Annotated in this window: 19 protein-coding genes and 1 pseudogene; 15 read left to right on the top strand and 5 right to left on the bottom strand. The window is 56.7% G+C overall.

Annotation, left to right across the window (positions count from 1 at the left end):
* Nucleotides 1–3,342, bottom strand: a 3,342-nt coding sequence (locus D1222_RS09650) for an RHS repeat protein (RefSeq protein WP_182481940.1), incomplete at its 3' end; no start/stop codon positions are given.
* Nucleotides 3,343–3,731: 389 nt separating this feature from the next.
* On the opposite strand from D1222_RS09650, the gene D1222_RS15770 reads away from it, so the two are divergent.
* The 6 genes from D1222_RS15770 to D1222_RS09620 all read left to right on the top strand — a co-directional run bounded on the left by D1222_RS15770 (nucleotide 3,732) and on the right by D1222_RS09620 (nucleotide 8,855).
* Entirely contained in the window at nucleotides 3,732–3,992 is a 261-nt protein-coding gene (locus D1222_RS15770; RefSeq protein ID WP_119454045.1) for a hypothetical protein, read from the top strand.
* A 161-nt stretch (nucleotides 3,993–4,153) separates the two neighbouring features.
* On the top strand, nucleotides 4,154–4,411 hold the full coding sequence (locus D1222_RS09640) for a hypothetical protein (RefSeq protein WP_119454044.1): 258 nt from the start codon (nucleotides 4,154–4,156) through the stop codon (nucleotides 4,409–4,411).
* A 128-nt stretch (nucleotides 4,412–4,539) separates the two neighbouring features.
* Nucleotides 4,540–5,463, top strand: a complete 924-nt coding sequence (locus D1222_RS09635; RefSeq protein ID WP_182481939.1) for a S1/P1 nuclease — start codon at nucleotides 4,540–4,542, stop codon at nucleotides 5,461–5,463.
* A 60-nt stretch (nucleotides 5,464–5,523) separates the two neighbouring features.
* The gene (locus tag D1222_RS09630) at nucleotides 5,524–5,970 is read left to right on the top strand and encodes a hypothetical protein (protein ID WP_119454042.1); all 447 of its coding nucleotides are present in this window, start codon (nucleotides 5,524–5,526) and stop codon (nucleotides 5,968–5,970) included.
* Between the two features lie 477 nt (nucleotides 5,971–6,447).
* Nucleotides 6,448–7,743 (top strand): site-specific DNA-methyltransferase, encoded by a 1,296-nt coding sequence (locus tag D1222_RS09625; protein ID WP_119454041.1) that lies wholly within the window; start codon nucleotides 6,448–6,450, stop codon nucleotides 7,741–7,743.
* Entirely contained in the window at nucleotides 7,740–8,855 is a 1,116-nt protein-coding gene (locus tag D1222_RS09620) for a DUF5681 domain-containing protein (RefSeq protein WP_119454040.1), read from the top strand. Before D1222_RS09625 ends, D1222_RS09620 begins: the two co-directional genes overlap by 4 nt.
* Nucleotides 8,856–8,950: 95 nt before the next feature.
* On the opposite strand, the gene D1222_RS09615 is transcribed toward D1222_RS09620, so the two are convergent.
* Nucleotides 8,951–9,163: a helix-turn-helix domain-containing protein gene (locus tag D1222_RS09615; protein WP_119454039.1), complete on the bottom strand. Its 213-nt coding sequence runs from the start codon at nucleotides 9,161–9,163 to the stop codon at nucleotides 8,951–8,953.
* A 118-nt stretch (nucleotides 9,164–9,281) separates the two neighbouring features.
* Between D1222_RS09615 and D1222_RS09610 the strand changes: the two genes are divergently transcribed.
* Nucleotides 9,282–9,914 (top strand): hypothetical protein, encoded by a 633-nt coding sequence (locus D1222_RS09610; RefSeq protein WP_147371852.1) that lies wholly within the window; start codon nucleotides 9,282–9,284, stop codon nucleotides 9,912–9,914.
* A 341-nt stretch (nucleotides 9,915–10,255) separates the two neighbouring features.
* Here the strand turns inward: D1222_RS09610 and D1222_RS09605 are convergent, their stop codons facing one another.
* The 3 genes from D1222_RS09605 to D1222_RS09595 form a co-directional block, all read right to left on the bottom strand.
* Nucleotides 10,256–12,523, bottom strand: coding sequence for a hypothetical protein (locus D1222_RS09605; RefSeq protein WP_119454037.1), 2,268 nt, complete (start codon nucleotides 12,521–12,523; stop codon nucleotides 10,256–10,258).
* On the bottom strand, nucleotides 12,520–13,554 hold the full coding sequence (locus tag D1222_RS09600; protein WP_119454036.1) for a hypothetical protein: 1,035 nt from the start codon (nucleotides 13,552–13,554) through the stop codon (nucleotides 12,520–12,522). The genes D1222_RS09605 and D1222_RS09600 overlap by 4 nt, the downstream gene beginning before the upstream one ends.
* A gap of 100 nt (nucleotides 13,555–13,654) precedes the next feature.
* The gene (locus D1222_RS09595; RefSeq protein ID WP_147371851.1) at nucleotides 13,655–16,831 is read right to left on the bottom strand and encodes a hypothetical protein; all 3,177 of its coding nucleotides are present in this window, start codon (nucleotides 16,829–16,831) and stop codon (nucleotides 13,655–13,657) included.
* A gap of 365 nt (nucleotides 16,832–17,196) precedes the next feature.
* On the opposite strand from D1222_RS09595, the gene D1222_RS09590 reads away from it, so the two are divergent.
* The 8 genes and pseudogenes from D1222_RS09590 to D1222_RS09560 all read left to right on the top strand — a co-directional run bounded on the left by D1222_RS09590 (nucleotide 17,197) and on the right by D1222_RS09560 (nucleotide 24,487).
* The gene (locus D1222_RS09590) at nucleotides 17,197–18,201 is read left to right on the top strand and encodes a TauD/TfdA family dioxygenase (protein WP_119454034.1); all 1,005 of its coding nucleotides are present in this window, start codon (nucleotides 17,197–17,199) and stop codon (nucleotides 18,199–18,201) included.
* 33 nt (nucleotides 18,202–18,234) lie between these two features.
* Nucleotides 18,235–18,975 carry an SDR family NAD(P)-dependent oxidoreductase gene (locus D1222_RS09585; RefSeq protein ID WP_119454033.1) on the top strand — a complete coding sequence of 247 codons (741 nt, stop codon included), beginning with the start codon at nucleotides 18,235–18,237 and terminating at the stop codon, nucleotides 18,973–18,975.
* 103 nt (nucleotides 18,976–19,078) lie between these two features.
* Nucleotides 19,079–19,210, top strand: a complete 132-nt coding sequence (locus tag D1222_RS15900; protein ID WP_267896087.1) for a hypothetical protein — start codon at nucleotides 19,079–19,081, stop codon at nucleotides 19,208–19,210.
* Nucleotides 19,211–19,435: 225 nt separating this feature from the next.
* Nucleotides 19,436–20,079 (top strand): annotated as a pseudogene (locus tag D1222_RS15970) (IS6 family transposase).
* Between the two features lie 365 nt (nucleotides 20,080–20,444).
* Complete coding sequence (locus D1222_RS09575) at nucleotides 20,445–20,654, top strand: hypothetical protein (protein WP_119454032.1); 210 nt, start codon at nucleotides 20,445–20,447, stop codon at nucleotides 20,652–20,654.
* Entirely contained in the window at nucleotides 20,647–21,864 is a 1,218-nt protein-coding gene (locus D1222_RS09570) for a polysaccharide biosynthesis/export family protein (RefSeq protein ID WP_119454031.1), read from the top strand. Before D1222_RS09575 ends, D1222_RS09570 begins: the two co-directional genes overlap by 8 nt.
* Nucleotides 21,861–23,237, top strand: coding sequence for a GumC family protein (locus tag D1222_RS09565; RefSeq protein WP_119454030.1), 1,377 nt, complete (start codon nucleotides 21,861–21,863; stop codon nucleotides 23,235–23,237). Before D1222_RS09570 ends, D1222_RS09565 begins: the two co-directional genes overlap by 4 nt.
* On the top strand, nucleotides 23,192–24,487 hold the full coding sequence (locus D1222_RS09560) for an O-antigen ligase domain-containing protein (protein ID WP_119454029.1): 1,296 nt from the start codon (nucleotides 23,192–23,194) through the stop codon (nucleotides 24,485–24,487). Before D1222_RS09565 ends, D1222_RS09560 begins: the two co-directional genes overlap by 46 nt.
* Nucleotides 24,488–24,515: the final 28 nt, after the last annotated feature.

The raw sequence follows: 24,515 nt of genomic DNA, 5'->3' as shown, positions 1-24,515 counted from the left end.
AGCGCTCGGTTCACCGAACACGCTAAACTGATTGAGCCCGATGGACGTGCCTGACGCAGCGCTCAGCAGGGTCACCGACCCGCGCTCGTCTGCACTCATGTACCGGCGGGTGGAAGAGCTGACGCCTGAGCCTTCATACCAAACCAGCGGTTCGTCCAGGCTAGGCCCGTGCACGTAGCGCCGTAGCAGATTGCCGCCATTATCGTATTCGCCAATGAGCTGAACACCGTCATAGAGCATCTTGGTATTGGCCGTATCCGACACCGTTGTCAGCCTGCCGGCCGGGTCGTAGCTGAGCGAGGTTCCCGAGTTCACACTGGTGAGGCGGTTCTCAGCATCATAGGCATAGCTTTGGTTGCCATCATTGGTGAGGTTGCCGCGTGCATCATGCGTGACAGACTGCGAGTCGGTTGAGGTGAGCTTGCTCTGCATGTCATAGGCGTAGCTGTGGCCCGATGCAGGCAGCTGATCGGCATAGGAGAAGTTAGAGACCTGTCTCTGAACGATCTGACCGCTCGCATTGTAGGTGTAGTCATATTCGACGCTGTAGTCGGTATCGTTCGGCACGCTGATGTTGAGATCAGAGAGGCGGGACGCGTCATCATAGCCATAAGTTGTCGTCACCCCATTGCCATAGCCAAGCGCGCTGCGGCGACCTTGGCTGTCGTAGGTGAACGACGCCAACGGCGTGGAGCCGTTTTCACGAATGGTCGTCAGCGCCGAGCTACCTGCAAGGTATTCATAAGTGATGTAGACACTGTCCGGCCATGTCATCCGCGTGCGCCGTCCGCCGCTATCATACTGGTAAGAGACAGTGCCGATCGCGCTTTGCTCTGACGTCATCCGGCCGAGAACGTCCCAACCATAGCTGAGCGTTGTGCCGCCCGACGTGACTGACGTTTGATGCCCAAGGCCATCATAGGTGTAGCTCAGCGCTGACAGCCCAGATGGACGGGAGATATCAGCGATCCTGCCCAGATTGTCGTAAGCGAAGCCGAACGTCTCACCGTTCCGGTTCTTTGCGGTGTGCACGTCGGAGGTCGATAAGCCATTATCGACCCAGTAGGTTACAAGCTCAAAGTCGGTCGTAGAGCTTGCGCCTGACGAAGACGGATCAGGATAGCGCGTTTTTACGAGCCGATCGAGACCGTCATACTCATAAGTGGTCCGGGCCCCTCTGCCATCGGTAATGGTTTCGACCTGACCGTTATCTGTATAGCTCACCGACTGGTCACGCGCAGCGGACGTGCCAAATGCGCTGGTGGCTTTCCAGGGCCGACCATAGCTGTCGTAGAAAGTCTTGGTGATCCGGTCGATGCCGGCGCCAGACTGAGTACAGGCTGATGCTGGTAGCGAGCTATAGCTGGTCGGGCTCATCCGTAGCGCGGCGCATTCCGGCCGTCCCACGCTATCATAGCTGACCTGGCTCACTGATATGACAGCGCTCGAGCTATCAACCAGCTGCGTCTTCTGCTGACGGCCATAAGTGTCGTAGAACTGCGTCGCGACAGATATTGGGGAGAAGCTCCGGCTTCCGCTCGGTGCGTTCACGGACCCGGATTCTTGCTCGATTGTCTGGCCATCATCATTGTAGCTGATCGCGGCATATGAATGCTGCATGCCGCCGCTCGCATCGGGGTCCGGCCCCGTCGTCAACGTCACGCGGCCCATATGGTCATATTCGTACCAAGAGCTGTCATCATCGCCAGCAAGAGGACCATCGACTTTGGTGACACGTCCCCACGTGTCGTAGGTGTAGGCGGTCGTCGCTATAATCGAATAGTCGACAGAACGGCGCGTGACCGACTTGAGCAGGACATTGCTCGGGGTCGATGAGTTGCCAGCCTCATAGGCATAATCGGTTACCTCGATCGCAGAGGAGTTGCCGACGCAATTGTCAGTCTGGCTTGGGACACTGCACCGAAGGCTCTGAACGAGGCGCCAGACAGGCGCCGACGCTTGAACTTGCGAGGTACCCGAGCTTGCCTTGACCCAGGCATATTTCTGAACGTAGCCGAATGTCTGGATAGGATAATCCGCGCTCGAATTTGGCCGCGGATGCTCAATCCGGATAACTTCGCCATGCGCTGAGGAGTAGCTATATTTAGTGATCAGACCGCGTTCGTTCGTCACCGTAATCGGCTTGCTACAATATTTGTAGGTCGTGGGGCCGCAGGCTGCATAGGTGAAACTAACGACCCTGTCCGGCACACCTGAAGAGGGTTTTGCTTTTTCGCGGATCTCTTCCAACCGTCCAAGGGGATCGAATTTGTATACGACCGAATTGCCCTCAGGATATGTTACGGTCTCAGGGAGCCCATCTTTGTAAGTGTAGGTGACACCAAGCCCGCTTGTCTGCCCAGACGGTATGGTCTCGGCAGAGAGGATTTGACCGTCGCTATTATAAGTCGAGACTTGAGAAATGCCGCTTGGGCCGGTCACCGTCGATTGCGTTTGGCTTGATGTGCTCGAGCTCGAATAGGTCCAGGTATTGCCCGCATAGGCGCGGCTGCTGACCCGGCCATTACTGTCGAGGGTGACTGTCGTGGACACGCCTTCTGGAGAGGTCACCTGGATTTGCGTGTTATTCCCGACGGCTGTGTCGGTCACGCTGTAGGTTTCGCCTGCAGAGTTTGTGAGGCCTGAGGCGCTCGGCCAATTGCCCGACGGAAGGCCGCTACAATTGTCGAGCGTAACGTCACAATACTTATACGCGGAGTTGATGAGTGAATTGCCGTCCTCGGTTCGTAGCTGATAGCCGAGGCTGCTTGAGACATTTGGACCGTCATAGGTGATGACCTCACCATTCGGTCTGGTCACACTCGTGATGGCGGCATGCAATCCGATCGACGTATCGCGAAGGTCTCCAGAAAACTCGATGACACTACCGTCCGAAGCTTTGTAGGTGAAATCACCCCAGCTTCCGCCGCTTACATCTTCTTCGAGCGTCGATACAGTCGGGCGCCACGGAGCGTAGGTGCCTAAAGACGGATTTGTGAGCGTGAATTCTTCAGTGAAATTACCGTAGCGAACGGTGAACCGGCCTGTCGTGCTGCTTTCGTACACACCGCCGCCGAGGTTATTGCGCCAGCTCAGATTGGAGAAAGATCGCGAATAGCTAAGGCCACCTTGCCCACCAGGATCGCCAATCCGCGCCAGCTCGAATGACATGCCATAGCTGCCAGAGAACTGATCAACCCCGCCGCTATTAAGCGCGGTATTGTTCTCTGGAAGAGCGGCAGGCTCGTCATTGATCGTATCAAAGGGCGGCAGTTGCGCATAAGAAGCCGGAACCAAAAACGCAAAGCTGACGCCAAGCGTCACCAACCAAGCCGACTTCATTTTCAAACCCCCGAAACCCATTAACCTTCAGCAACAGTCCCGATCACCCACCAGGCTGTCAACCTGTGTTTTAGGAACTTTTGGCTTGAAGGAGTGCGGGCCCCTGTCACTCAAGGCGAAAAAAGTTGGCTAGGTGTAGGGAACTCGACTCAGTATGCATGGCCGGGACCTGGTTTGGCTACAACGCGAAAACCTCAATCGGTAGCGACAGATTCGCTTGCGCAAGCACAGGAATGACCCACGCCATTAGTCAATGAAGCGGAAGATCTTTGCGGCTTCTCGCGTTCATCGGCATACTTAAGCGTTCTTAGGAGAACTTTGCGTGCACAGCTTGGCTGATTTCCTAAGCTGAACTAGCGTCTAACGGAGCAACAGATTTTCCAGCGAAGATGATCGAAGCCCAAGAGCATTCTGCATTCTCATACCGCTGCAAGCATGTCTCACTGGCTGCTGTACCTGTCGCCGTTGGCCTTCTGTATGATGCTACGGCCTACATGTTCGAAATCGAAAAAGAGCTCCGCTGCCTGGATACAGAATGGAAGCTTTATGTGCGCTCTCGAAGCGGCAAGAACGTTATCGACTTGCAGCCGTACTTCCAGGTCCGCTGGCGGTTAGACGAGCTCATGCGGGAGGCTGTTGCTCGCTCGTAGAGGCAAGCAGGTCGTGCTCGAAGTCAGGCTCTTAGCTTTCCATTTTTTTTTGTAAGGGCGTAAATGATTTTACGCGGTCTGGTTGCGTTCTCACTCTATTTTCTATTCTAGCGAAGGCGGCCTCTAGTGCCGATCCCATCAACCAAAGGGATCGAATACTCATGAATTCAAACCATGCACTGGCTGCGCGCATTGCAGCACTTGAGAGCCTGATTGTGGTGCTGATAACCACCGAGGCTATCCGTTCTCCGGATATTCTGGATGAAGCCAGGCGGCTCATAAAGGCCGGTAGGCGGCTCTCGGAACGTCGGCTCAAGAAATGCCAGGACGGACCTGAGAAAGATATCTCCGAATCCGCGATCAGAGCTTTTGCCCGCGTCGAAGCGCTGGCTGAGTTCTTCCTCACTGGAAAAGACTGAGCCAAGTTTAGAGCGCGGCTGCCAGAAGGCAGCCGTGTTTGATCATGCAACCATCTGAAAAGGCCGCTCAACATTGACGCTCAGATTGAATGAGGCTTCTATCGCTTTGCCAAAGTGGGGGGGGCGATATGAGACTGATCATCGGGCTGGTATTGGCGTTTGCGGTTTTCACTACTGGGAAGGCAGATGCCTGGGGTAAATACGGCCATGTCACCATTTGCGAGATTTCTTACAGGCTATTGACCGACACGGCTCGCGAGCGCGTCAATTCGCTGATTGAAGCCGATTCGGAATACACGTCATTCAATCGGGCCTGCTTGGAGGCTGACGACTTCCCGCGCACCAGGCCTGCCGATCATTACGTCAATTACGACCGGGCGCTTGAGAAAGTTAGCGGTCCTAGCTGCGGCGACGCTAACAGCTGCGTGATTTCGGCGATATCCGGCGACGCTCAAGTGCTTGCTGATGAGACCCGCGCTGATGAAGAGCGCAGTAAAGCTCTTATTCTCCTCGGACACTGGGTTGGAGATGTTCATCAACCCATGCATGTCTCGTTCGCTGATGATCGAGGCGACAATCTCATCAACAAAAGGGGCCGATGCGGCGATGCGCGCAATCTACATGCGGTTTGGGACAACTGTCTGATCGAACATGGCGTGTTCCGCATGGGTGCCCTTGAGCGAATGCTGGGCTGGGCGCGCTTTACAAAAGCCTACCGCGCTGCTGATCGCCTTCTGGAGGAACTGACGCTGGAAGATGCTGAGGCTTGGTCTCAAAGCGAACCTTGGGAGTGGGCTGCGGAGTCGTACGATATCGTTCGCAGGCCAAATATCGGCTATTGCACTATGAAGAGCGATGGCTGCTGGTATGAGGCAACACGTCGGGTGTTAGGACGTGATGAAGACCCCCGTACAATCCAGATGACACAAGCCTATATCGATCAACATACGCAGCTCGCCGAAGTGCAATTATTGAAGGCGGGTGTTCGTCTGGCGCACGTGATCAATGGCGCTCTCGATGCAAGCTATGTGTCCGCCAGCAACAAGCAGTAAGGTGGTCGGGCCTGACTATGTTACCCACTCAGGTCAAGCGAATCCGACTATTGCTGATCTATGAGTGATACTCCGCAATTTGAGTTGAACCGGCGTCTGTTTTCGGGAGCGCAGCAATTTGGGTACTTCCTGATGGCGGTTGCTGGCGCCTGTATCGCAGCGGCTATCTCACACACGACAAGCAACGGATGGAGCAACCTCCATTGGGTGTGGCTGGCCGCAGTTAGTTTCTGGGGCTTTTCCTTTTTCTTTGGCATTCGGGCTACGGAGCAGCGTCTTATTCTAACGGGAAAGAATGCGGCGTACTTTGCCCTTCAAGATGCATTGGAAGGAGGCGAAGTCCAGACACCATATCCTAGCGCTTTATTATCAGTCGCTAAACAGAGGCTGAAGGAAAACCCCAACGGCAGTGGTCCGTTTGTGCTGCAGAAGTGGTCCATCTTCCTCGGCGGTTTGAGCTATCTGGCCTTCCATATTCTTCAGATGCGCGTGACTGAAGCCCAGTAAGCAGAGCTTGCGCGTCTACCAGCGCATGAAGGGGCCTCAGCGGATGTGGCCATATACAAAGCTGCCAGTCTCCTTCTCATACACCGCATTATGTGATCCAGGACGCATGCGATCGCTTTCACTAACAAATTTACCAGATAGTTTTTCCCTCATTCAAAGCCGACCAGGCCACAGATCTTCGATAGAGCGAGAAAAACGGCGTGCGGCTTTGGAAGAAAAAAGTCACACAAATCCGATAAATTGCAGAAATTTGATAAAAAATATCTTTCCTGAGCCGATAGAGGACAGAACATGGGTGGGGTATAATAAGATCATAAGAAGAACAAAATATTGTGATTCTTCAACGCCCTAAGCGCTTTGCAATCGCAAAATTTCACGAAATCGCAGAATTATACGATTTCTTTCAAGGGCTTGACAGAATTCACCATCTTCGCAGACACGAGATAGTCATGAGTTTCCAAGGAAAGGAGAAATCTCATGACAGAAAGCCATATCGAATATCTCGATCCGCGAAGTCTCACGCCCTGGAAAAACAATGCGAGGACGCATTCTCGCAAACAGCTCCGGCAGATCAAGGCGAGCATCCGGCGGTTCAAGTTCACCAATCCCGTCCTTATCGATGAAGATAACCGGATCATGGCCGGGCACGGCCGTGTCGAAGCTGCCAAGTCACTCGGCATGGACACTGTGCCGTGTCTTCGCATCGAGCATCTGAGCGAGGCTGAAAAGCGCGCTTATGTCCTTGCTGACAATAAACTCGCGCTGAACGCGGGGTGGGATGAAGACCTGCTTCGCCTGGAGCTCGGCGCTCTGAGCGAGCTAGACCTAGATTTCGACCTGGAGATCACCGGCTTCGACACCCACGAGCTGGACTTCATCATTGAAGGCGCCGACCAGACACCGGCGAGCGACCCAAAAGAAGAAACGGTTCCTGCATTAAACAGCGTCCCTCGACGCTGCGAGCCTGGGGACATCTGGCAGCTCGGTCGGCATCGCCTCATGTGCGCTGATGCCCGCAATCCGATGACGATCCGTCTTCTAATGGCGGGCAAGAAGGCCGAGATGGTTTTCACCGACCCGCCTTACAATGTCGCGATCGACGGCAATGTCTGCGGCTCAGGCTCAGTCAAGCATCGCGAGTTTGCGATGGCCTCCGGCGAGATGAGCAAGGCGGAGTTCACCGGCTTCCTGCGCGATACGTTCGAGGTCCAAAGGCGCTACACCACGGATGGCTCCATCCACTTTGTCTGCATGGACTGGCGCCATATGGGCGAGATTCTCGCCGCGGGAGAGGCGGTTTATTCTGAACTCAAGAATGTCATTGCCTGGGTGAAGGATAATGGCGGCATGGGGACATTCTATCGCTCCCGCCATGAGCTGATCTTCGCCTTCAAGAACGGGAGTGGCCCCCACATCAACAACTTTGAGCTCGGTCAGCATGGACGCTACCGCACCAATGTCTGGCATTATCGGGGCATGAATTCAGCTGGTGCTAACCGCGCCGAGGAGCTGGCCATGCATCCGACCGTCAAACCGGTCGAGATGATCGCAGACGCCATTCGCGATGTCTCGACCCGGAACGGCATCGTCCTCGACCTCTTTGGGGGATCCGGCAGCACATTGCTGGCTGCCGAGAAAACGGGACGGTGCGCTTATCTTGCCGAGATCGATCCGCTCTACTGCGATGTTATCCTTCACCGCTGGGAGACTTTTGCCAAAGGCGAAGCCGAGCGGGTTCGCTCGGGCGCTATTCTCGAGGAGGGTGTGGCATGAGCAAGGATAAGGGCAAAAAGCCGTTCGATCCGAAGAAGGCAGATTACGATGTTGGGCGCGGCAAAACGCCAAAGCACACACGGTTTCAGCCCGGCAAATCGGGCAACCCAAACGGACGCCCGCGTAAAAAGTCGAAGTCGTCATCACCTAAATCACATGGGACCGCCTTGATGGGATCACTCGAAGAGGTGCTCAAGAGCAAAATCACCATCTCCGAGAACGGCAAGCCGAAAGAAATTACGCTCGAGGAGGCATTGCCACGCAAACTCGTGAAAGACGCTCTGGATAGCAAGCCTCACGCCCAGAAACGGGTCTTCGATTGGGCGGCTAAGGAAATGGAAAGCCGTCGCGCAGCAGCTGAGGACCTTTTTGAGACCGCCGTAAAAATCAAAGCGGCGATCACGAAATACGAAAACGATCGCTCGAAATATGGCGACGATTATGTCTTCCCGATCCTCTCTGCCGAGCAGATAGAGATCGATTACGAGGCTGGCACCGTCGAGATCAACGGCCCTCTAAATGCGGAGCAGTTTCAAACACGGCTCGGAATGATCGCGCAAATGGTGAGATCTGAGATCGATATCAAAGAGGCTGAGTTCGATGGCCTTGATGACGAGGACAGCGACATCGCCGATCAAAAGTGGTTCCTCGCCAAGCTCAGACAGTACATACCGACGACTGATCCGATGTGGCGGGAGTTTGCGCCGAAGTACCGCCGGATCATAAATGATGAGCGTTTTTACTACGCGGAGAGTAGTGATCTGCCGACGGCGCTTGTTGATCTGCCGGAGGAGCAACTCAAGGCCATTTTCGAGAACCGCCCTAAACCCACACGGGAGTCGCTCCGGGAGCTCAGCCATCTAAAGACGGAGAACAAGAAATTCCGGGCTTTCATGCGCAAGAAGCTCAGAAAACAGATGGGCAAGAAATGGGACACGCGGCTGGATAGCGAGGTTCACGAACCCCGCGATGTCGAACACGACTTCATCCGGTACAAGAATGAGATCGGCGAGTTCGATCCAGACGATTACGAGTTCTCAGACGAGGAAAAAGAAGCATTGAAGGACCCTGAATTCTTCAAGGCCTATATGAGCTGGGACAAAGCGGCGTGATGAGTCCTATTGCGAAGGCGAGGCGGGCTGCGTGTCAGTCCGCCTCCTTTTTTGGGGATGGTGGACTGTTCTTCCACTACCGGCTCGCTGGTGCGCTATGATGGCTCTTTAAAGAACTCGCCTGGTGAGGCGTCTAGCGCCTTCGCCAGCTCCGCCAGCACCGTGACGGTTGGATTGCGCACGCCTCTCTCCACGCCTGAAACATAGGTGCGGTGCAAACCCGACTGGTGGGCAAGCTCTTCCTGCGACCAGCCTTTCAGCCTGCGGAGTCGCTTTGTATTTGCGCCGACGAGAACCCGTACATCCATACCCTGGACAGGAGACCGGCGTAGACGATGAGACTACAGCCTATAAGTATCATTTTCTCCTTGAACTCTGTGTCGAAACGAGCGGTAGTGAGACTCATAAGCATCTAAGGAGAGTTTCATGAAATACAGACCTTTGACCACTATCGCGGCGGGTGCACTGGCAGCCTCACTCGGCGCCTGCGCCACGAATGTCTCGACACCAGAAAGTGTGCGGGCAAGCGGTAGCGCAGCAGCGGCGTCTGAGAGCGTGACGAGTTTCGAAGCGGTACGAGCTGCGGTGACATTTGAAGATGATCCGCACATGGGCACACGAACGGCGATAGGCCCGGAGATCCGTTACCTCGACCCTGAGCGAAACAAATGGACCGACGGGTATAATATCTATCACCTGCGCGCCTTCGATATCGGCCGCTCGGGCGCAGACGTGATCGACTTCAGCGACGTCCAAATCAGGGTGCGGCAATCGACACAAGGCGACTGGCCGGGCTACCGCGCGGCCTACAGCCAAGGTGAAGCGTTCGAGGTCACCCGGATCGATAGCGACGTGGACTGCATCGGTCTGAATTGCCTAAAGACGGAACTTGTCGGGATCGATATGACTATGCCCCAGCTTCGTGAACTCGCCGAGCGCCCAGTGCTTACGTTTAAGATTGTGGGCCAGCGTAATGATATGATTGTTGAGATGCCTCAGTCCTATTTGCGCGGGTTTCTTGCCGCGGTAGATGAGCGACAGACGGGCGGCAACTCATAAGTGGCAATTATGCGACCGGCGGGTCAGCTAATTCTCGAAAGCAGACGCCGCCTTCATAACGCGGCCTGCAGCCACCGCCGCGTCATCGCGCAGTACTATTCGTAGGAAGCGCCAAACTTCCTGCGGAGGGGACCTCTTCGGGTCTCACTTGCAGGTAGGTGATGACGGTGGTGATCCGGTGAAGTCAGGACAGGTACTTGAAAATATGAGGCCACCGACCCTGGGGGACGATTGGGCCTGGCGTCGCATAACATGCGGTATGCGAAGGTGACTGCGGATTCGACTACTTTTTCACCGGGAAAGCTGCCTGACAGTGCTCTTTCCATGGATTGCGGCGGAATTCATGTTGGCTTTGAGACCGGATTGTCTGCAACTGGGTCCGCGGACGGTCCGTAGGCTTTGGCGGCGTTAAGGTCAGGGCGGTCAGTCCGGATGCATTCAGACAGGCCCCGTAGCAGATCGCGGCGGCTGTCTGCCGCCTCGAGCACGCCGAGAAGGTCTTCATCGCGAAGCTTCAGGCGCCGTGTTGCGAGCGCAAGCATGAATTCCGGCGCCGCCTGGCCACGCACCCGGTCGGCCGCGCGCACGATGCCGGTTATGATCCGGGCTAGCTCACGGCTTTCCTCGGCTGAATCGGTATAGTTCAGCTCCGATGGCGTGGCCGCCCGAAGCAGGCAGGCCTGTATGATATCGTCATTGAACCGCGCAAAATTGGCCGGATCGATTACAGTCTGATGGTACCACACACTGCGGATCGCTGACTTGGCCTGGTCCTCGTCCGTATTGGCCCGAAGCCGCTGGAGCACCGAGGCAATGGTGAAGTAGACATCGGCTTGGGTAGCTTCAGCGAATTTGGTGCTTGCAGACCAGAACACGAACCCCTCCTGAATCTTGAGAACCTTGTTGTTGGGCGCAGCCAGGAAAAGGTCATCGATGAGCGGTTCCGATGTCTTCCTGAGCCTGCCAAGACGTGCCGATACGCGGTCCTCGTCGAATTTCGACAGCGTGGGCTGAAAGCGGGTCAGGAATTCTAGTTCATCATTCCAGGCGGTGTGTGCGCTGGCTCTAGGCAGGGTCAGCTGGTCGATCGCGAAAAAGTCATGCTTGATGGCGTTCCGGGTCTGCACCAGCGTGTTCTTCAGCGCCTCGCGCCGGCCCATTGCCGTCGTCTTCTCGACGCCCACCAAGAAGATGATTGGCGAGCCCTGTGCCACCGATCGAAGATCCCGGTTGATATCGGTCAGACACCGGCCGCTTTCGATGGCGGCTGCCACGACAAGGATAGTCGTCTTTTCGTCGGGCTTGATCCTGTCAATGTCATCTGGTCCAAGGATGTCCGCATTGCCATTATTGTCGCTTATGAATTCCTTCACAAGTTTGGCGAGACTGGCCGAATACTCATCGATCTGGATGATATGTGTGGCACTTGCCGGGATGGTCCTGCGCAGAACGAACTCTACCCGCCTCTGATAGGACGCGTCGCCCAGCAGGTTTTCAAACTCCACGAAAAAATCGCGCTTGCGGCTTGTTTCATCCTCTCCGAGCATGATCGACAAGGCGCGTAGTCCGACCATTCTGGACATGGTCTCAGCGAGGCTGCGAGGGGCATCCTGTTTGCGCAGAAGAACCGGTTCGGGCTGCGGGCCCTTGATGTCGAACTGGTCACCATGCAGGTGAACCTGGAACGAACCTTCACGGCAGTATTTGCAATCCTCGCTTGAATAGACTTCTGGAAGTTTGCGAACACCGTACGGGTTGAGCTTCTGGTCCAGGGCGAGGTCGCACACCGCCCTGATCCTGTCTGCGCCGTTGCCGAGATAAATGAGGTGCACGATATTTTCAGGCAGTACGTCGTATTCTCCTGTCAGTTTGCGCGCGAGGCCGCCGCTCGACGAGGCTGAAATCAGGACCAGGCTCTGGTCATCGAATTCGAAGCCGCCGCCGGACAGGCCGTCATAGGACCTGAAATTTTCAACGTCGAGGAGCGGTGCGTTGAACGCTGCCCGGATTTCATTGATGGAGGCCGCGACCGAATGCAGCGTCGGTGTATCCAGAAATATACGGTCGATCAATTGAGGGATGAAAGGAAGACAGGCATAGGCCATGAAACCGATTTCGCCCGCGCTCACCAGAATGTTCGAAACACGTATGAACTGGCGCGTGTGCCGTTGCGACGGATTCACGAAATGGTAGGTCTCCCGCGACTGGACGAACCCGCCATGTTTCTGGAAAATGGCTGTCATCACACGCCGCGGCAAGTCGCTGAGTTGGGTCTGAAAGGGGGCTTGAGGTCCATCAACGTGGATGTGTTTCACGTCCTCACCCTGCAGCCCGAACCCGACCACGGTGATCGTCGAGCGTTTGGCAAACCGCTTTATATGAGCCTTCAGCGTGATGTCCTCCTGCAGCAGCTGCGCGGTGTCGTTTGCCAGGGGCGCGGGCACGGCAATCAGGATTTCGTCGGGCGGAAGATTGGCCTTGATATTTCGGTCGAGCCGGTCGGCAAGATAGTCGCAATTGACTTGGCCCCGGTGAGAAAAGACTAGCAGCACTTCGTGCAGGCTCGGACCGTCTTCAAGGTCACAGCGTATATCAAACAGGGGTTTCAATGCGTGCCTCTCACCGGAAACATCATCGTCAATAGGGCGCCGGACACAGGCGCCAATTGTGTACCGGACTCTGGACGCCAGCGCTCGACTGGGATCGGACCGTCTGGCGACACGTCGGCGTGCGCGTCATAGAAGAGGGACATGCGGCCCGTTCTCAGCCGCAAGAAGCCATTCGACTTTCGCAGGAACTCACGCACGAGAACGAGGCCGCGGCCATACACGTCATGCGCCTTTCGCGTACCCGCCGTAAAGCAGTCGAGCGTGGCCGCATACTCCTCCTCATCGCTGAGCTGCTGCAGCGGCTTCTGCGTCCAAGTCTGCGCAAATCCGGGACCTGAATCGAGGATGGAGAGCGTGACAAATGACAGCTGCTTATGGCCCGCCTTCGGACTGAACCGCCTGATATACTTCCTCAGTGGAGCATATCCGGCCGTTGCCCTGTCGAGTGCTTCCGGCAGCTGCCCGGCAAAGGAGGCCTGGACGAGCCTGTAACTGTGATTGACGATATTGCCATCCAGGTCACGGCGCGCATGGTCTTCGGTATTGCGGAAGGCTTCATAGAGCAGAGTGCCGAATGTCCTCTGCGACAACTCGTCTTGCTCCAACCAGCTGACCTGCCGGGATATGGCGCCCAGCATTCGCGGCGCAGCCCGCATGAAATAATCCCGGCTTCCAAGCAGGCGAGAGCCGTCACGGGTTCGCGGATAGAAGCTTGCTGGCTTGTCGCGGCCATAATCGTCGCCAGTGATGACTTCGATGGAGGGGCCTTTCGTCGCCTGGTTGGGCCGTCTGTCCTGAAGGGCATTCAGCCGGTCCAGCGCCTTTGCGCGATAGGCATCTGTCAGATCTTTGCCCGAAGATTTGCTGACAACGCGCCCTGCGCACAGCGACGCAACTGTGCCAATCATCCTGTCGGTGAGCCGGTCAACCTGCTGGTCGTCAGGAGAATCGGCGAAGGTCTGCAAGGCGCCTGACGGCTCCCCCTGAGCCCAGGTGAGAAGCATCTGTACCCACGCGATCTCCGCTCCCATTTCCATCCTCTTGAAATGGGTCGGCAAGAGGATCTGATGTGCCCCTGATGCCCGGTCTTCGATTTTTCGAAGTGCCGATTCACATGAGGCGATTGTCGCTTCACTTGGAACCCTGATCAGCATGCGCCCTCCCGACCTTGGTTTTCACGCCCAGCTTCTGGAATAGCGACGATGCTGCTGCAAGCGTGTCCGGGGCGGATTGGCCGGGATAAAGCGCGCGGCGGATCTTGTCCTTGGCGCATGACGCCAGAGCAGAGTGAAAAGGATAATTCTCACCGCTCAGTTCGTGGAGCTGATCGGCCGCCAGAAGCGCTTCGTCGAGAAGGCCCGCACTGTCGATGCCCAGTCTGCCGTACGGTACCTCACACAGCCCCTCGCCGAGGGCGGTGAAGATTTGAGCCTTGTGCCACAGCAGGTCGAGGCGCAGGCTGTGGCTGAGGTCCGGATAATGAATTGAGTCATCGGCCTGCGTGATGAAGTCATAGGCCGCCATGGGATTAGCATCGGCAAGCTCGATGAGCGCCGCGTCAATCAGGACCGCAACTCTGTCTCCTCCGCTGAAACGGCTGAGCCTGGCGATATTGTGGGCGAGCAGCGATTTTGCCTGGCGCACGGCTTTTCGCCTGATGTCGGGATCGGAAATGCCGTCTGCCCAGTCGAACAGGGGATCACCGAGCAGGGCCTTTATCAGGATTCTGACATTTCGGCCGCTCAAGGCTCCCGAGCTGGTGGATGTGCTGCGGTTGATCTCTGCCGCCCTTGTCAGGCTGTCCTCGACCAGCCGCAGCGTCGAGTCCCTGTCCCTGCAATAATGACTGAGGCGAACTTCATGAAAGCGAAGCCGCTGCAGCGCCAGTCGCTTGAGTTTTGGGTCGGAAATTTGCTCACACTCAGCTTTCAGCGCCTCGAGCCTTTCCTCCACCGGCGTCCAGCTGATCTTCGCCGTTTCCAGCGTTCTGCACAAGAGAAAGAGGGCATCGAGTTCTGCGCACCAAACCCGCATGAATTGAGACCTCAGCTGGTCCAGCCCTGACTTGTCAGCCTGGGCCTCGACCAATCCATCCGCCAGCCGGGCGGCGCGTAGGACAATATCGAACCGATTGGAGAAAAAGGCGGAAAGGGCAATACTGACCAGGACGGAGGCAATGTCCTGGGCCGAAAATGCCTTCCGCAGATAGTCGGGAATTCTGGCGGGAAGTTGGGATGCAGCCACGATGCGCGAACTGAACGGTTCGCCAACGAAGAAGAGCTGCAGATAGAGCTGCAGACGGGTAGTGTCATCGTCCAGAACCATTGTCATTCGGTTGGACCTGTCGATATCCTTCCTGAGGATGCGAAAATACGCGTACCTCAGAACTTCGGCCGGTGCGCATGAACGATCTATCGAAAACACTTCCTCTTCGACAATGCTCGAGGTTTCGTCATCGCTGGCTGCGTGGATCGTCACCTTGGTGGCATCGATGCTGGAAAGAAGATGGCAGTAAGCCTGAACATCGCGCCGATAGTGGCTCCTGTCGGTGCCGTAAATCGATTTGATCTGAAGCTTTGACAGCTGTGCGCGCTCTCGCGCCCTGATTGAAATGAGAGCGCTTACCGTCCTGAACAGTGATGGAAAACGGTCCTGCAAGAAGGTGACAAGGCTGTCGGACAGGGCAATGTCCATGACATATCGGCGGGCAAATCTGGTGCCGGCGAGCGCGAATGCTTCCTTTTCTACCGTGTCCTTTTCGCAGTCTTCAAGCGACTGATCGCGGACGGAATAGATGACACGGCCATGTGTGTCCTTGATAAAGCTGTCGAGCGCGCCCAGCGGGTCCTCGATTTCGGAAATGTGGCCCCGGCTTTTCAGAACCTGCGCAAATCCCAGAATGGAGGTTTCCGACAGACCGTCATCACTTGCTGCCGTCAGAGCGAGAATCCAGAGCAGCACCGTGTTCGGGGAAACCGACTGGCGCATTTCCTCCCAGCATAGCCATTCAAGAGCCTGTTCTGCTTCGCTACGCCTGCCGACACGAACCGAGGTGCGGAACGCGTCAAGACCTTCGCGGAGTTTCACACCTTCGAGACCGAAATCGGCAGCGACGGCAAGAAGGCAGAGTGTCTGACCGGACACGGAGATCTTACGATCGGACCCGATCAGCTCTTCGGTCAGTATTGCGCGGGCTGCTTCACTGCCGATTGCGAGCACATCCTCAAGCGTCTGTTCAGGCAGTTGACGTTCGATGATGCGCGTCGCGCCAGGCAGTAGCGACTCGTCTTGCAGATGCTGAACAAGCGTCTGTTGACAGGAGTAAATAACGATATTGTCTTCGTTTGCCTTCACGAGAAGATCGATCAGACGCAGCAAGCCGGCATTACGGACGCTCAGACGAATGCTGCCGTCACCAAAATCGTCGAGATTGCCAAAGACATATAGCGCTGGGTGGCCCTCTGACAGGGACCGGATCCGAGCCAGCTGGTCATTAACAGATAAGCGCACCTCACCGCCCGGCAATCGATCACCGCTCAAAAATCCGAGCATGCTGGTGAGAAGCTCGTGAAAGTCCGCATGGTTGCAGTCTTTCGCGAAGACGGGCAGGTTCCGGCTATGCTCCGCCCGGATGAAAAACTGGCGCGGGTCCTGCGAACCGCTATAGCGTGGATTGATATCGGCAGCCTGCATAAGAGAGATGAGCAGGGATGTCTTTCCACCAAAGCGGGGGGCGACAAGTCCGATGATACGTTTGCCGGGTCCGGCTGTTCTCAGATCATGGGTGAGATCCTGAAGCACTTGCGCCGCCGCGCCGCTTCCAGAATGTGCCGGACCCTGGAACTCCGGGCTGAACTTCGATGCCAGCGAGATACCCAGTGTCCGTTCGATCTCGCCGCTGGAGCGCAGGCTTTCAAGCGCATTCAGAATTTCGCTTGGACGAATATAGTCCTTATTGAGCACATCGCGAATGTCCGAGGCACTGATATCGAGCACCTCCGCAACGGTTCGGGCTACATGGTCGAGAATGCTTCTGGCACGCGGTTCAGGGATCGCGCTGACTTGGCGCGAGCGCCTGAAAAACTGGACAACCTGGTCCTCCGTTCTTGTGTCGGGCCACCGCAGATTAGTCTCCTCCGGAAACCGGGCCCGCGTGCGGTCTACTAGGTCTTTCACACTGCCGCTGCGCCTTCCCACTTTGCTGTCCGGCTCGGTAGGAGTGCTGAGTTCGAAGAAAACCGCGAGAGCAACCGCCTTGGCGCGGAGTCCGATATATCTGCATGGAAGCGTAGCGTTGGCGTCGGCCATGGTGGCTGGCGCCATCTTCCATCGCAGATGGCATTTTCGGAAGCGCGAGCAAATGTCCTCGCCGAAGAAGGCCTGATCAAGTGAACGCCCATCGCGGATCTTCCGGCCCCTATTGTCCTTCCCAGCTTCCCTCAACCGAAGATTTCCTCTTGCATCGACCCTTTTGACCGCTTATGCGCGGTCAACGCCGACAGATCAATCCGTTGCGGCGACTGATTTTACTGCCAAAATCCTAAATCCTGGCCACAATTGGGATTGTGACGGATTATGGCGGTTTTTCTGGGATTCTATTTTTACTAAAATTTCTGTTTTAAACCCTAAGGGCACTCTTACCGCTCGAAGCGTCCCAATAAGAGGAGGCTTCCATGGCGGACGGATTCTACAGCAACATTCCCACACGAACGGTTCAGCTCATACTGAGCGACGAGGAAAAGCTTTCGCTCGAGCAGGCGATCCTCGACGGGCTCGCCCGTATCGGTACTGATAGGAAGATCGATGCAATCCTCGATCTCGTCTGCACTGAAATGTCAGAGGCGTTTCGCGATTGTCTGTCCAGCGGGCACAGGGCGGCCATTCAGGATTTCCGCCGCAACAAGGACGCGCTGGCGCTTCACATCAGCAACACGCCGCGACTTGCAGAAGAGGATATCCCACCGACCCCCTATCGCCGCCCCGACGCCGCAACGGAACGCGCCATGCTCCGGTCAGACGCAAAAGTGCTGGGCCTGATCGGCTTGGCAGGCTTTACCCCGTTTGCCAGTCCGAGCGAGAATCAGGGCTATGCCTTCCGCAATGTGTTGGCGGCCGCTGGCAAGGAGGAGAGCCAGTCTTCGCACGGCTCTGCCGAATTCGGCCTGCATATGGACAACCCGTCTGCGGAACTGTCTTCGGAGGCCCCGGCATGCATGCAGGTGCCTCGCATTCTAGCGTTCGACTGCATTCGCAATTTCGAGAATATTCCAACTGAGCTGGAACGGACCATTAGCGTGCTCAATGAAATCAAGCATGGCGCGTTCAAATATCTTGCCCACCGCGCCTTTGCGATCGAGCCGCCTCAGTCGAATGAAGTGTCGATCTATGCACCCTCGCGGCGGCCGACCCCGCTCCTTGAGGAAGATGATGAAGGCAATCTCGTCCTTCGCTATGACCCGACGAGCGTGTCGTTGCACGATCCCGATCCGCGATATCAGAAAACGCTCGCCAATCTGCAGGCGGTTCTGGCCAAAACTGTCCCGTCTTCCCAGATCACACTTCAGCCCGGCCACTTCCTCATGTTCAAGAACCGGCAGGTCCTGCACATGCGCCGGGCGTTCAATCCTCTTGAAGATCGCGACCAGTCACGATGGCTTCGCCGTCTTTACGCGGTTTGACAGCAATCACCGACAAACAAATGGAGATCGAAGATGAACATCATCATTACAGGCGCGAGCAGCGGCATTGGACAGGCAACGCTTCGGCGGCTCGGCAAGACCCACACGATTGGCGCAGTTGCAAGACGAGGCGAGCGTCTGGAAACCTTGGCTGACGAATATCCCCGGATCATACCGTTGGTGGCCGATGTGTCCGACCGTGAACAGGTGGAGCATATTGTGCGCCAGTTCGAACAGAAGGCAGGCCCCGTCGATGTCCTCGTTAACAATGCCGGCCTCGCCCTTGGCGCCGATCCTGCCTTTGATGCCGATCCTGATGACTGGTTCCGCATGATCGACGTCAATTGCAAGGGTTTGGTCCAGATGACGCACCCCGTATTGTCAAGCATGGTTCGCCGCCATCAAGGGCTGATCGTCAATATCGGATCGGTCGCAGCCTCCTATCCGTACAGGGGTGGAAACGTCTACGGAGCCACAAAGGCTTTTATCCGCCAGTTCAGTCGCAATCTTCGCTCGGATATTCACGGTACGGGGGTCAGGGTGTGCGTCATTGAACCTGGAAGCGTAAGCGGGAGTGAATTTTCGCTCGTCCGCTTCCATGGTGACCAGGACAAGGCGGACAGCGTGTATGATGGCTGGGACCCGCTTCAGGCCGACGACATCGCTGCGCAGATTGAATGGGTCATCTCCCTGCCTCAGCGGGTCAATGTAAACCTGATTGAGACCATGGCGACCGGTCAGTCTGCATCCGGTTTCCAGTTTGCGAGAGAGTGACGGTGCGGGACGAGGAGCCTGGTCGCCTAAATGGAAGCAAGGTTCTGGACCGCAAAGGCAGAAGCTGATGATTAGCGGACAAAAGCAAAGGAACGCCTATTTGATGACCCCGCTCGATATGTCGATGTTCGACGAAGAGGCGCTGCCCCCTTTGCTCGACAGCTATGCTCCTCAGGCTTCGCTTGAGGGGCTTGCCTGTCTTGAAATGGATTTTACCGACTGGTTTCTGGTTTAGGATTCCGTTTCGTTACACGCGACTACTGTCGCTTCTCTGAAGACCGAGATGAAATATCTTGTCTGCGGCGGAGGCCCGGGTGACAGATATACCGATCTCAGGAAAGAGTATTGTCAGCGGAAGGGGCCGATTGAGCGGGTAGGGCGATGAGGCTAGCGTCACCTCATGTTCAAAGATCCGTTTCGCTATTTCGAGACATAACCGGCGATCATCCAGCTTGCAGTCATGATGTATGTGCGATTTCCGCTCTCACTTCGGAATGTCGAAGACCTGCTCCATGAGCGCGGAATTGATATCTGCCACGAGAGCATGAGGCTCTGGATTGATCGCTTGGGCCCTATGTTTGCCGGCAAGGTCCGCGTTGGCCGTGCGAACTATATGGGGAAAATCAGTCAATGGCAGTGGCACCTCGACGAGATCTTGGTGAAGATCAGCGGAGAGACCTACTATCTTTGACGGGCTCTCGACCATGAGGGCGACGTGTTGGAAAGCTAGATCACGAAAACTCGCGATAAAACAGGGGCCTTGCGGTTTTTCAGAAAAGCGATGAAGCGGTACGGTGCGCCGCGGACTGTCGTCACCGATCGGCTCAGATCCTATTGCGCTGCTATGAAGGAAATCGGTAATTTCGACCGCCAGGAGGTCGGTCGTCACCTCAGTAATTCAGCGGAGAATTCGCTCTTGCCATTCCGCCGACGGAGCGAGCAATGCTTAGATTCAGGCGGATGTCGAACCTTCAGAAATTCGCTTCGACGCATGCCTCATTTCACAACCACTTCAATCTCGACCGCCACATCATCCGCCGCCAGACGTTTGAATCAAACCGCGACGCAGCCCTCCTCGAATGGCGTCAACTTTTGGCTGGATAGGGCGGGGCGCGTCTAGCGATGCTGGAGACCGGTTTGCATTAGACTGACAGCACCGCCAGCCAGTTTCCCCATCGCTATATCCTCAACGTCGTACTGTCAGACGACCCGCCCGCGCAGGTCGGCTGATGCGCAACGAGATGGGTGGTCGGCCAGTCTTGTAGACAAGAGGCCTTAGCATTCGGCGCCTTGAGAGCGAGCTGTCCCGGTCCTGCAAAATGCGAAAAGTCCCGCATTTTGCGTGGCATTACGCGGTTCGTATTCGCCAGATCAACGCGCCAGATACGTTAGCGCTCTGAATTCAAAGCGTTCTTTGAAGTGGTTGTGTAGCTTGCAAGTAACTCCTCCAAACGGATTGGAGGCGGTTCATGGCAAGTTTTGTTTTCAGTGTGAGGTCCAGGCAGGAAGAGCGCTTCTTTGAGAACGTGCTGAATGCGGTGTTGGTCGCCGCTGATGATTATGTCAGCGTCTGCACCTCCGCCAACTCAACTGGCCTGATCAAGACCATCAACACGGAGTGCCGGTCTGCCAAGCGCGCCATGTTCCGCTGCCTGAACGGTGAGCCGAAACATGCGTAGGACCTTGCTTCTCCTGGCCGTGGCGAGCCTGGCGGGCTGCACTTCGTCCTTTGTTCGTCCGGCCAACACTGTCGACATGAACCATCATGGCTATCAGGCTGAGCGTCAGAACGCGCTGGAGGTAACCAATACGGCCCGCATCGCAAACCAGGCGAGGTGTGCGGATCTTGATATCGCGCTGGCCGGACAACCGGTTGACGCAGGTCTCGGCGCTTCATTCGATGAACCGCAGCTCTTCTCGCCGGGTGATCTTCTGCGTGTCGATCTTCCGCGTGAGGATGATTTTGGGGGAGACTATGTGATCGGGCCGAACGGCTATGTGCGCCTGCCATTCATCGGTGACCTGCCCGCATCGGGCATGTCGACTTCGCAGCTGGAGACCATCATTGCGCGGCTTCTTGTGGAGGGCGGCTACTATAAGCCCGGCTTCGCCCGCGCCAGCGTGTCCGTTCTTGAATGGGCGCCGATTCAAGTCTCTGTGTCGGGCGCTGTATTCCAGGCTGGTGACGTTCTGCTCAATCAGCGCGATGCAGATGATACCCCGGCAGAGCGTGTCTCGGCCGCAGGCGACATTGCCTTTCAACGCTCGCTCTCCTCGGCGCTTTTCGCCGCCGCAGGAGTTCGTCCTGATGCGGACGTTCGAAATATTGTGCTTGTCAGAAACGGCAGACGCCGTGTGTTCGATATGTCCGGCGCGCTGAATGGCGGAGCAATGGATGACCCGCTTCTGATTGCCGGTGACCGTATCCACGTGCCGTCGCGAGGCTGTTTCCAGATGGCGCTTGCGCGTCCTTCGCGCATAACGCCGCCGGGCATCCGGGTCTTCATGTCCAATCTCACCCAGCCGGCGGCGTCTAACGCGGCATCGGCGATTGGACAGGACGCGACGCGGCTGCCTTATGGTACACGCTTCCTGCAGGGCCTCGTCTCTGCCAATTGCGTGGGCGGCCTCCAGGCGACGAATGCCGGTCGCTGGGGCGTGCTCATATCTCGCAACCCGATCACGGGCGAAAGCGAAGTGGTTGCTCGATCGATCGAGAAGCTCGTGCGCAGCGCCAATCGCGACGATTATAATCCGGTATTGCTGCCGAACGATGCAATCGCCTGTTACGACTCTCACGTCACCAACGTTCGCGACGTGATCGCGATGGTTTCTGAAGTTGCAGCGCCTGCTCTCAACGCTGCGATCATCGGCGGGCTCGCAAATTGACCCGCAGCTGGAGCTTCCTGCGCGGCGGGCCCGCGGCTGGCCGCTTTCTGCGGTATCTTGCGGTGCTCGCCATCGGCTGGAGCGTGATACTCGCGCTCGCAGACGCAATTTATGTCTTCACACCGCGTGCCTATGAGAGCGGTTTCACGTTGATCTTGCCTGGGGCAGGGCAGTCAACGTCGGTCAACCTCGACTCCCTGGGGCAAGCCAGCAGCAATGCCTCGTCGCCATTTGGGGACCATACGCTTAGCCCGACCGAAAATTATAAGCGCATTTTCCAGTCGTACCGTCTGCGGGGCATGGTGGCCGAACGGATGGGCCAGACGATTGCCGAAACCCCGGCGCCATCCATTCGTCTCGCCAATCAAACGAACCTCATTTTCGTCTCTGTGAGATCCGATTCCCCCGGGCGAGCCAAATTGCTTGCTGAGACATGGCATGCCGTTTTCGAACAGGAAGTGGCCACTCTTCGCGAGGAAGAGCAGGACCTGCGGCGCCAGGCTTATGAGACAGCGATTGCTGGCTTTGAGCAGGCGGTCGAAGAGGCGCGTGCGAGGATCATCGCCTTCCAGTCAGAATACGGACTAACGTCCACGAACCAGTTTCAGGATATCGTCTCGCAGACCGAACTCTTGCGCCTGGAGATCAGTCAGGCGTCGACAGAGGCAAGTGTGGCAGAAAGCGAAATCACCCGCCTCTCATCCATTCTTGAACTTGGGCCGGAGGAAGCAGCCGACATCCTCTCATTGCTTTCGGACCCGAGTTTCCAGTCGATTGCGACAGCGAGAGCCGAAGCCAATGCGCTGCAGGCAGAACTCTCACAGATGTACGGTGAAAATCATCCGGAGATGTTGAATGCGATCGAGCAACAGTCTGGTTTGCACCGCGGCCTGGCTGTGCGCGGACAGAGTCTGCTCGGCGTGGAGCGCTTCCATGCCGTTGCTGAAGAATACTACACGTCGGACGATGAGCGCACCCAGCTGATCTCGTCACTGGTGAGCGCTTCTGCGAAGCTTTCGGGCGCGCGCAAGCGCCATGAGGTGCTCAGCGATCAGCTCACGGAAATGCAAACCCGCGTTGCCTCGCTCGCCGGGCCTGCGACGGAGCTTGATGCGCTGATGCGCGATCATCAGGTCGCAGAAACGGTCTTCGCGTCGGCGCTCGCGCAGCTTGATGCAAACCGCACCGATACGTTCGCATCCTATCCTCTGACCCAGACCATCGAAGTGCCAGGACTGCCAGAAAGTCCGGCGACGCCTTCGAAAAAGTTTCTCGCTCTCGGCACCTTCGCCGTGATGTTCCTGTTTGCCATTGGACTTGCCCTGCTGTGGATCAGACTGCCCATCATTCGCGCGCTCCTGAAGACCTTGTAGTCTTCGCCGCCCTGGCGGCGACTTGGCTGGTCTACCTGGTTGGTGGGCTCTACGTGCTTGGGCCCGTGCTCGGCGTTGGCCTGACGGGCTTGCTGCTGGCGAGGTTTTATGTCGGCGGCTCCGGCCTAGCGGTCCGTCCCTCGCATAGTATTCCCGCCGGCGTCTGGGTCTGGATCCTTGGCATGCTGGTTATGCTGCTGGCCCTCGAGATCGGGCACGCCAACAATAATCTGAGCGTGGGTCAGACGATCAAATCGACGATCGGGTGGGCGAAGGGTTGGGCGCTGCTTGCGCTCTTTCCGCTAATCGGCGCGTGTCTCAATATCAGGTTGGAAACCGTAATCAGAGCCGCAAGCATCGTCGCGCTCGGCTCGCTCATCCTGACACCTTTGTTGCTGCTTGCGCCAAAGCTCGGTCTGCCCGAGGTCATCTTTGTATCCCCGCTGAAACTTGTGGGCGGGCCCGGACCGGAATTCTTTGCGATCCAGCTTTATTCGATCGAGCCCACTGACGGCTCGACGCGGCTGCGCTACTTCACGCCGTGGTCGCCCGCGGCCGGGCTGATTGGCAATATGTACCTGATCTTCGCCCTCGCAGACCGGCGAAAGCTCTGGAAGTGGATCGGGATCGTATCAGCGCTTTGCATCATCGTGTTTTCGAAGTCGCGGCTTGCTATCGCGGCTGCGCTGTTCATCTGGCCACTGGTGGTCGCGATTGGCGAGGCGCGCCGTCCGGGCCTCTGGCTGCTGGCGGCAGCTGGCCTGTTTCTTCTGACGCCTTTCGCCCAAGGCATCCTTGATACGATTGATGCAACACTCAATTCGGTAAAGTCCATGCGCGCGGATTCCACGCGGGTGCGCGAGGCATTGGGTGAAATCGCGGTGCACCGCTGGTGGACGGAGGCGCCGATATTCGGACATGGCGTCGTTGAGCGAGGGCCGCACTTTGTCGAGTTCATGCCGATTGGTAGTCACCATACCTGGTATGGTCTGCTCTTCGTGAAAGGCCTTGTCGGCGTCCTCGCGCTCGCAGTTCCGCTGGCGTGGAGCCTCATTGAATTTACGCTGCTCGCTTTTGCGAGATCACGTGCAGGACAGGTTGCTCTCGCAATGGTTCTGCTGATGACGTTCTATTCGATCGGCGAGAATTTGGAGATACTGTCCTATCTGATGTGGCCGGGCTTGTTGGTCATGGGGATCGCGTCCCGCGAAGTGGCAGCGCTTGGTAAGCTGGACACCGCGCAAACATAGAGGGCGCCGCGATTGGGACCGCAGCGCC

This window comes from Henriciella algicola (genome assembly GCF_003576245.1).
Lineage (GTDB): Bacteria > Pseudomonadota > Alphaproteobacteria > Caulobacterales > Hyphomonadaceae > Henriciella > Henriciella algicola.
This window is presented reverse-complemented; position numbering and strand designations above follow the sequence as displayed.

What these genes read in the sequence shown, in the direction of transcription:
- D1222_RS09615 (WP_119454039.1), bottom strand. Translation starts at nt 9,163, where the DNA reads ATGGATGTACGGGTTCTCGTCGGCGCAAATACAAAGCGACTCCGCAGG.
- D1222_RS09595 (WP_147371851.1), bottom strand. Translation starts at nt 16,831, where the DNA reads ATGGCCGACGCCAACGCTACGCTTCCATGCAGATATATCGGACTCCGC.
- D1222_RS15770 (WP_119454045.1), top strand. Translation starts at nt 3,732, where the DNA reads ATGATCGAAGCCCAAGAGCATTCTGCATTCTCATACCGCTGCAAGCAT.
- D1222_RS09590 (WP_119454034.1), top strand. Translation starts at nt 17,197, where the DNA reads ATGGCGGACGGATTCTACAGCAACATTCCCACACGAACGGTTCAGCTC.
- D1222_RS09570 (WP_119454031.1), top strand. Translation starts at nt 20,647, where the DNA reads ATGCGTAGGACCTTGCTTCTCCTGGCCGTGGCGAGCCTGGCGGGCTGC.
- D1222_RS09620 (WP_119454040.1), top strand. Translation starts at nt 7,740, where the DNA reads ATGAGCAAGGATAAGGGCAAAAAGCCGTTCGATCCGAAGAAGGCAGAT.
- D1222_RS09635 (WP_182481939.1), top strand. Translation starts at nt 4,540, where the DNA reads ATGAGACTGATCATCGGGCTGGTATTGGCGTTTGCGGTTTTCACTACT.
- D1222_RS15900 (WP_267896087.1), top strand. Translation starts at nt 19,079, where the DNA reads ATGACCCCGCTCGATATGTCGATGTTCGACGAAGAGGCGCTGCCCCCT.
- D1222_RS09600 (WP_119454036.1), bottom strand. Translation starts at nt 13,554, where the DNA reads ATGGGAGCGGAGATCGCGTGGGTACAGATGCTTCTCACCTGGGCTCAG.
- D1222_RS09585 (WP_119454033.1), top strand. Translation starts at nt 18,235, where the DNA reads ATGAACATCATCATTACAGGCGCGAGCAGCGGCATTGGACAGGCAACG.
- D1222_RS09630 (WP_119454042.1), top strand. Translation starts at nt 5,524, where the DNA reads ATGAGTGATACTCCGCAATTTGAGTTGAACCGGCGTCTGTTTTCGGGA.
- D1222_RS09575 (WP_119454032.1), top strand. Translation starts at nt 20,445, where the DNA reads ATGGCAAGTTTTGTTTTCAGTGTGAGGTCCAGGCAGGAAGAGCGCTTC.
- D1222_RS09610 (WP_147371852.1), top strand. Translation starts at nt 9,282, where the DNA reads ATGAAATACAGACCTTTGACCACTATCGCGGCGGGTGCACTGGCAGCC.
- D1222_RS09640 (WP_119454044.1), top strand. Translation starts at nt 4,154, where the DNA reads ATGAATTCAAACCATGCACTGGCTGCGCGCATTGCAGCACTTGAGAGC.
- D1222_RS09625 (WP_119454041.1), top strand. Translation starts at nt 6,448, where the DNA reads ATGACAGAAAGCCATATCGAATATCTCGATCCGCGAAGTCTCACGCCC.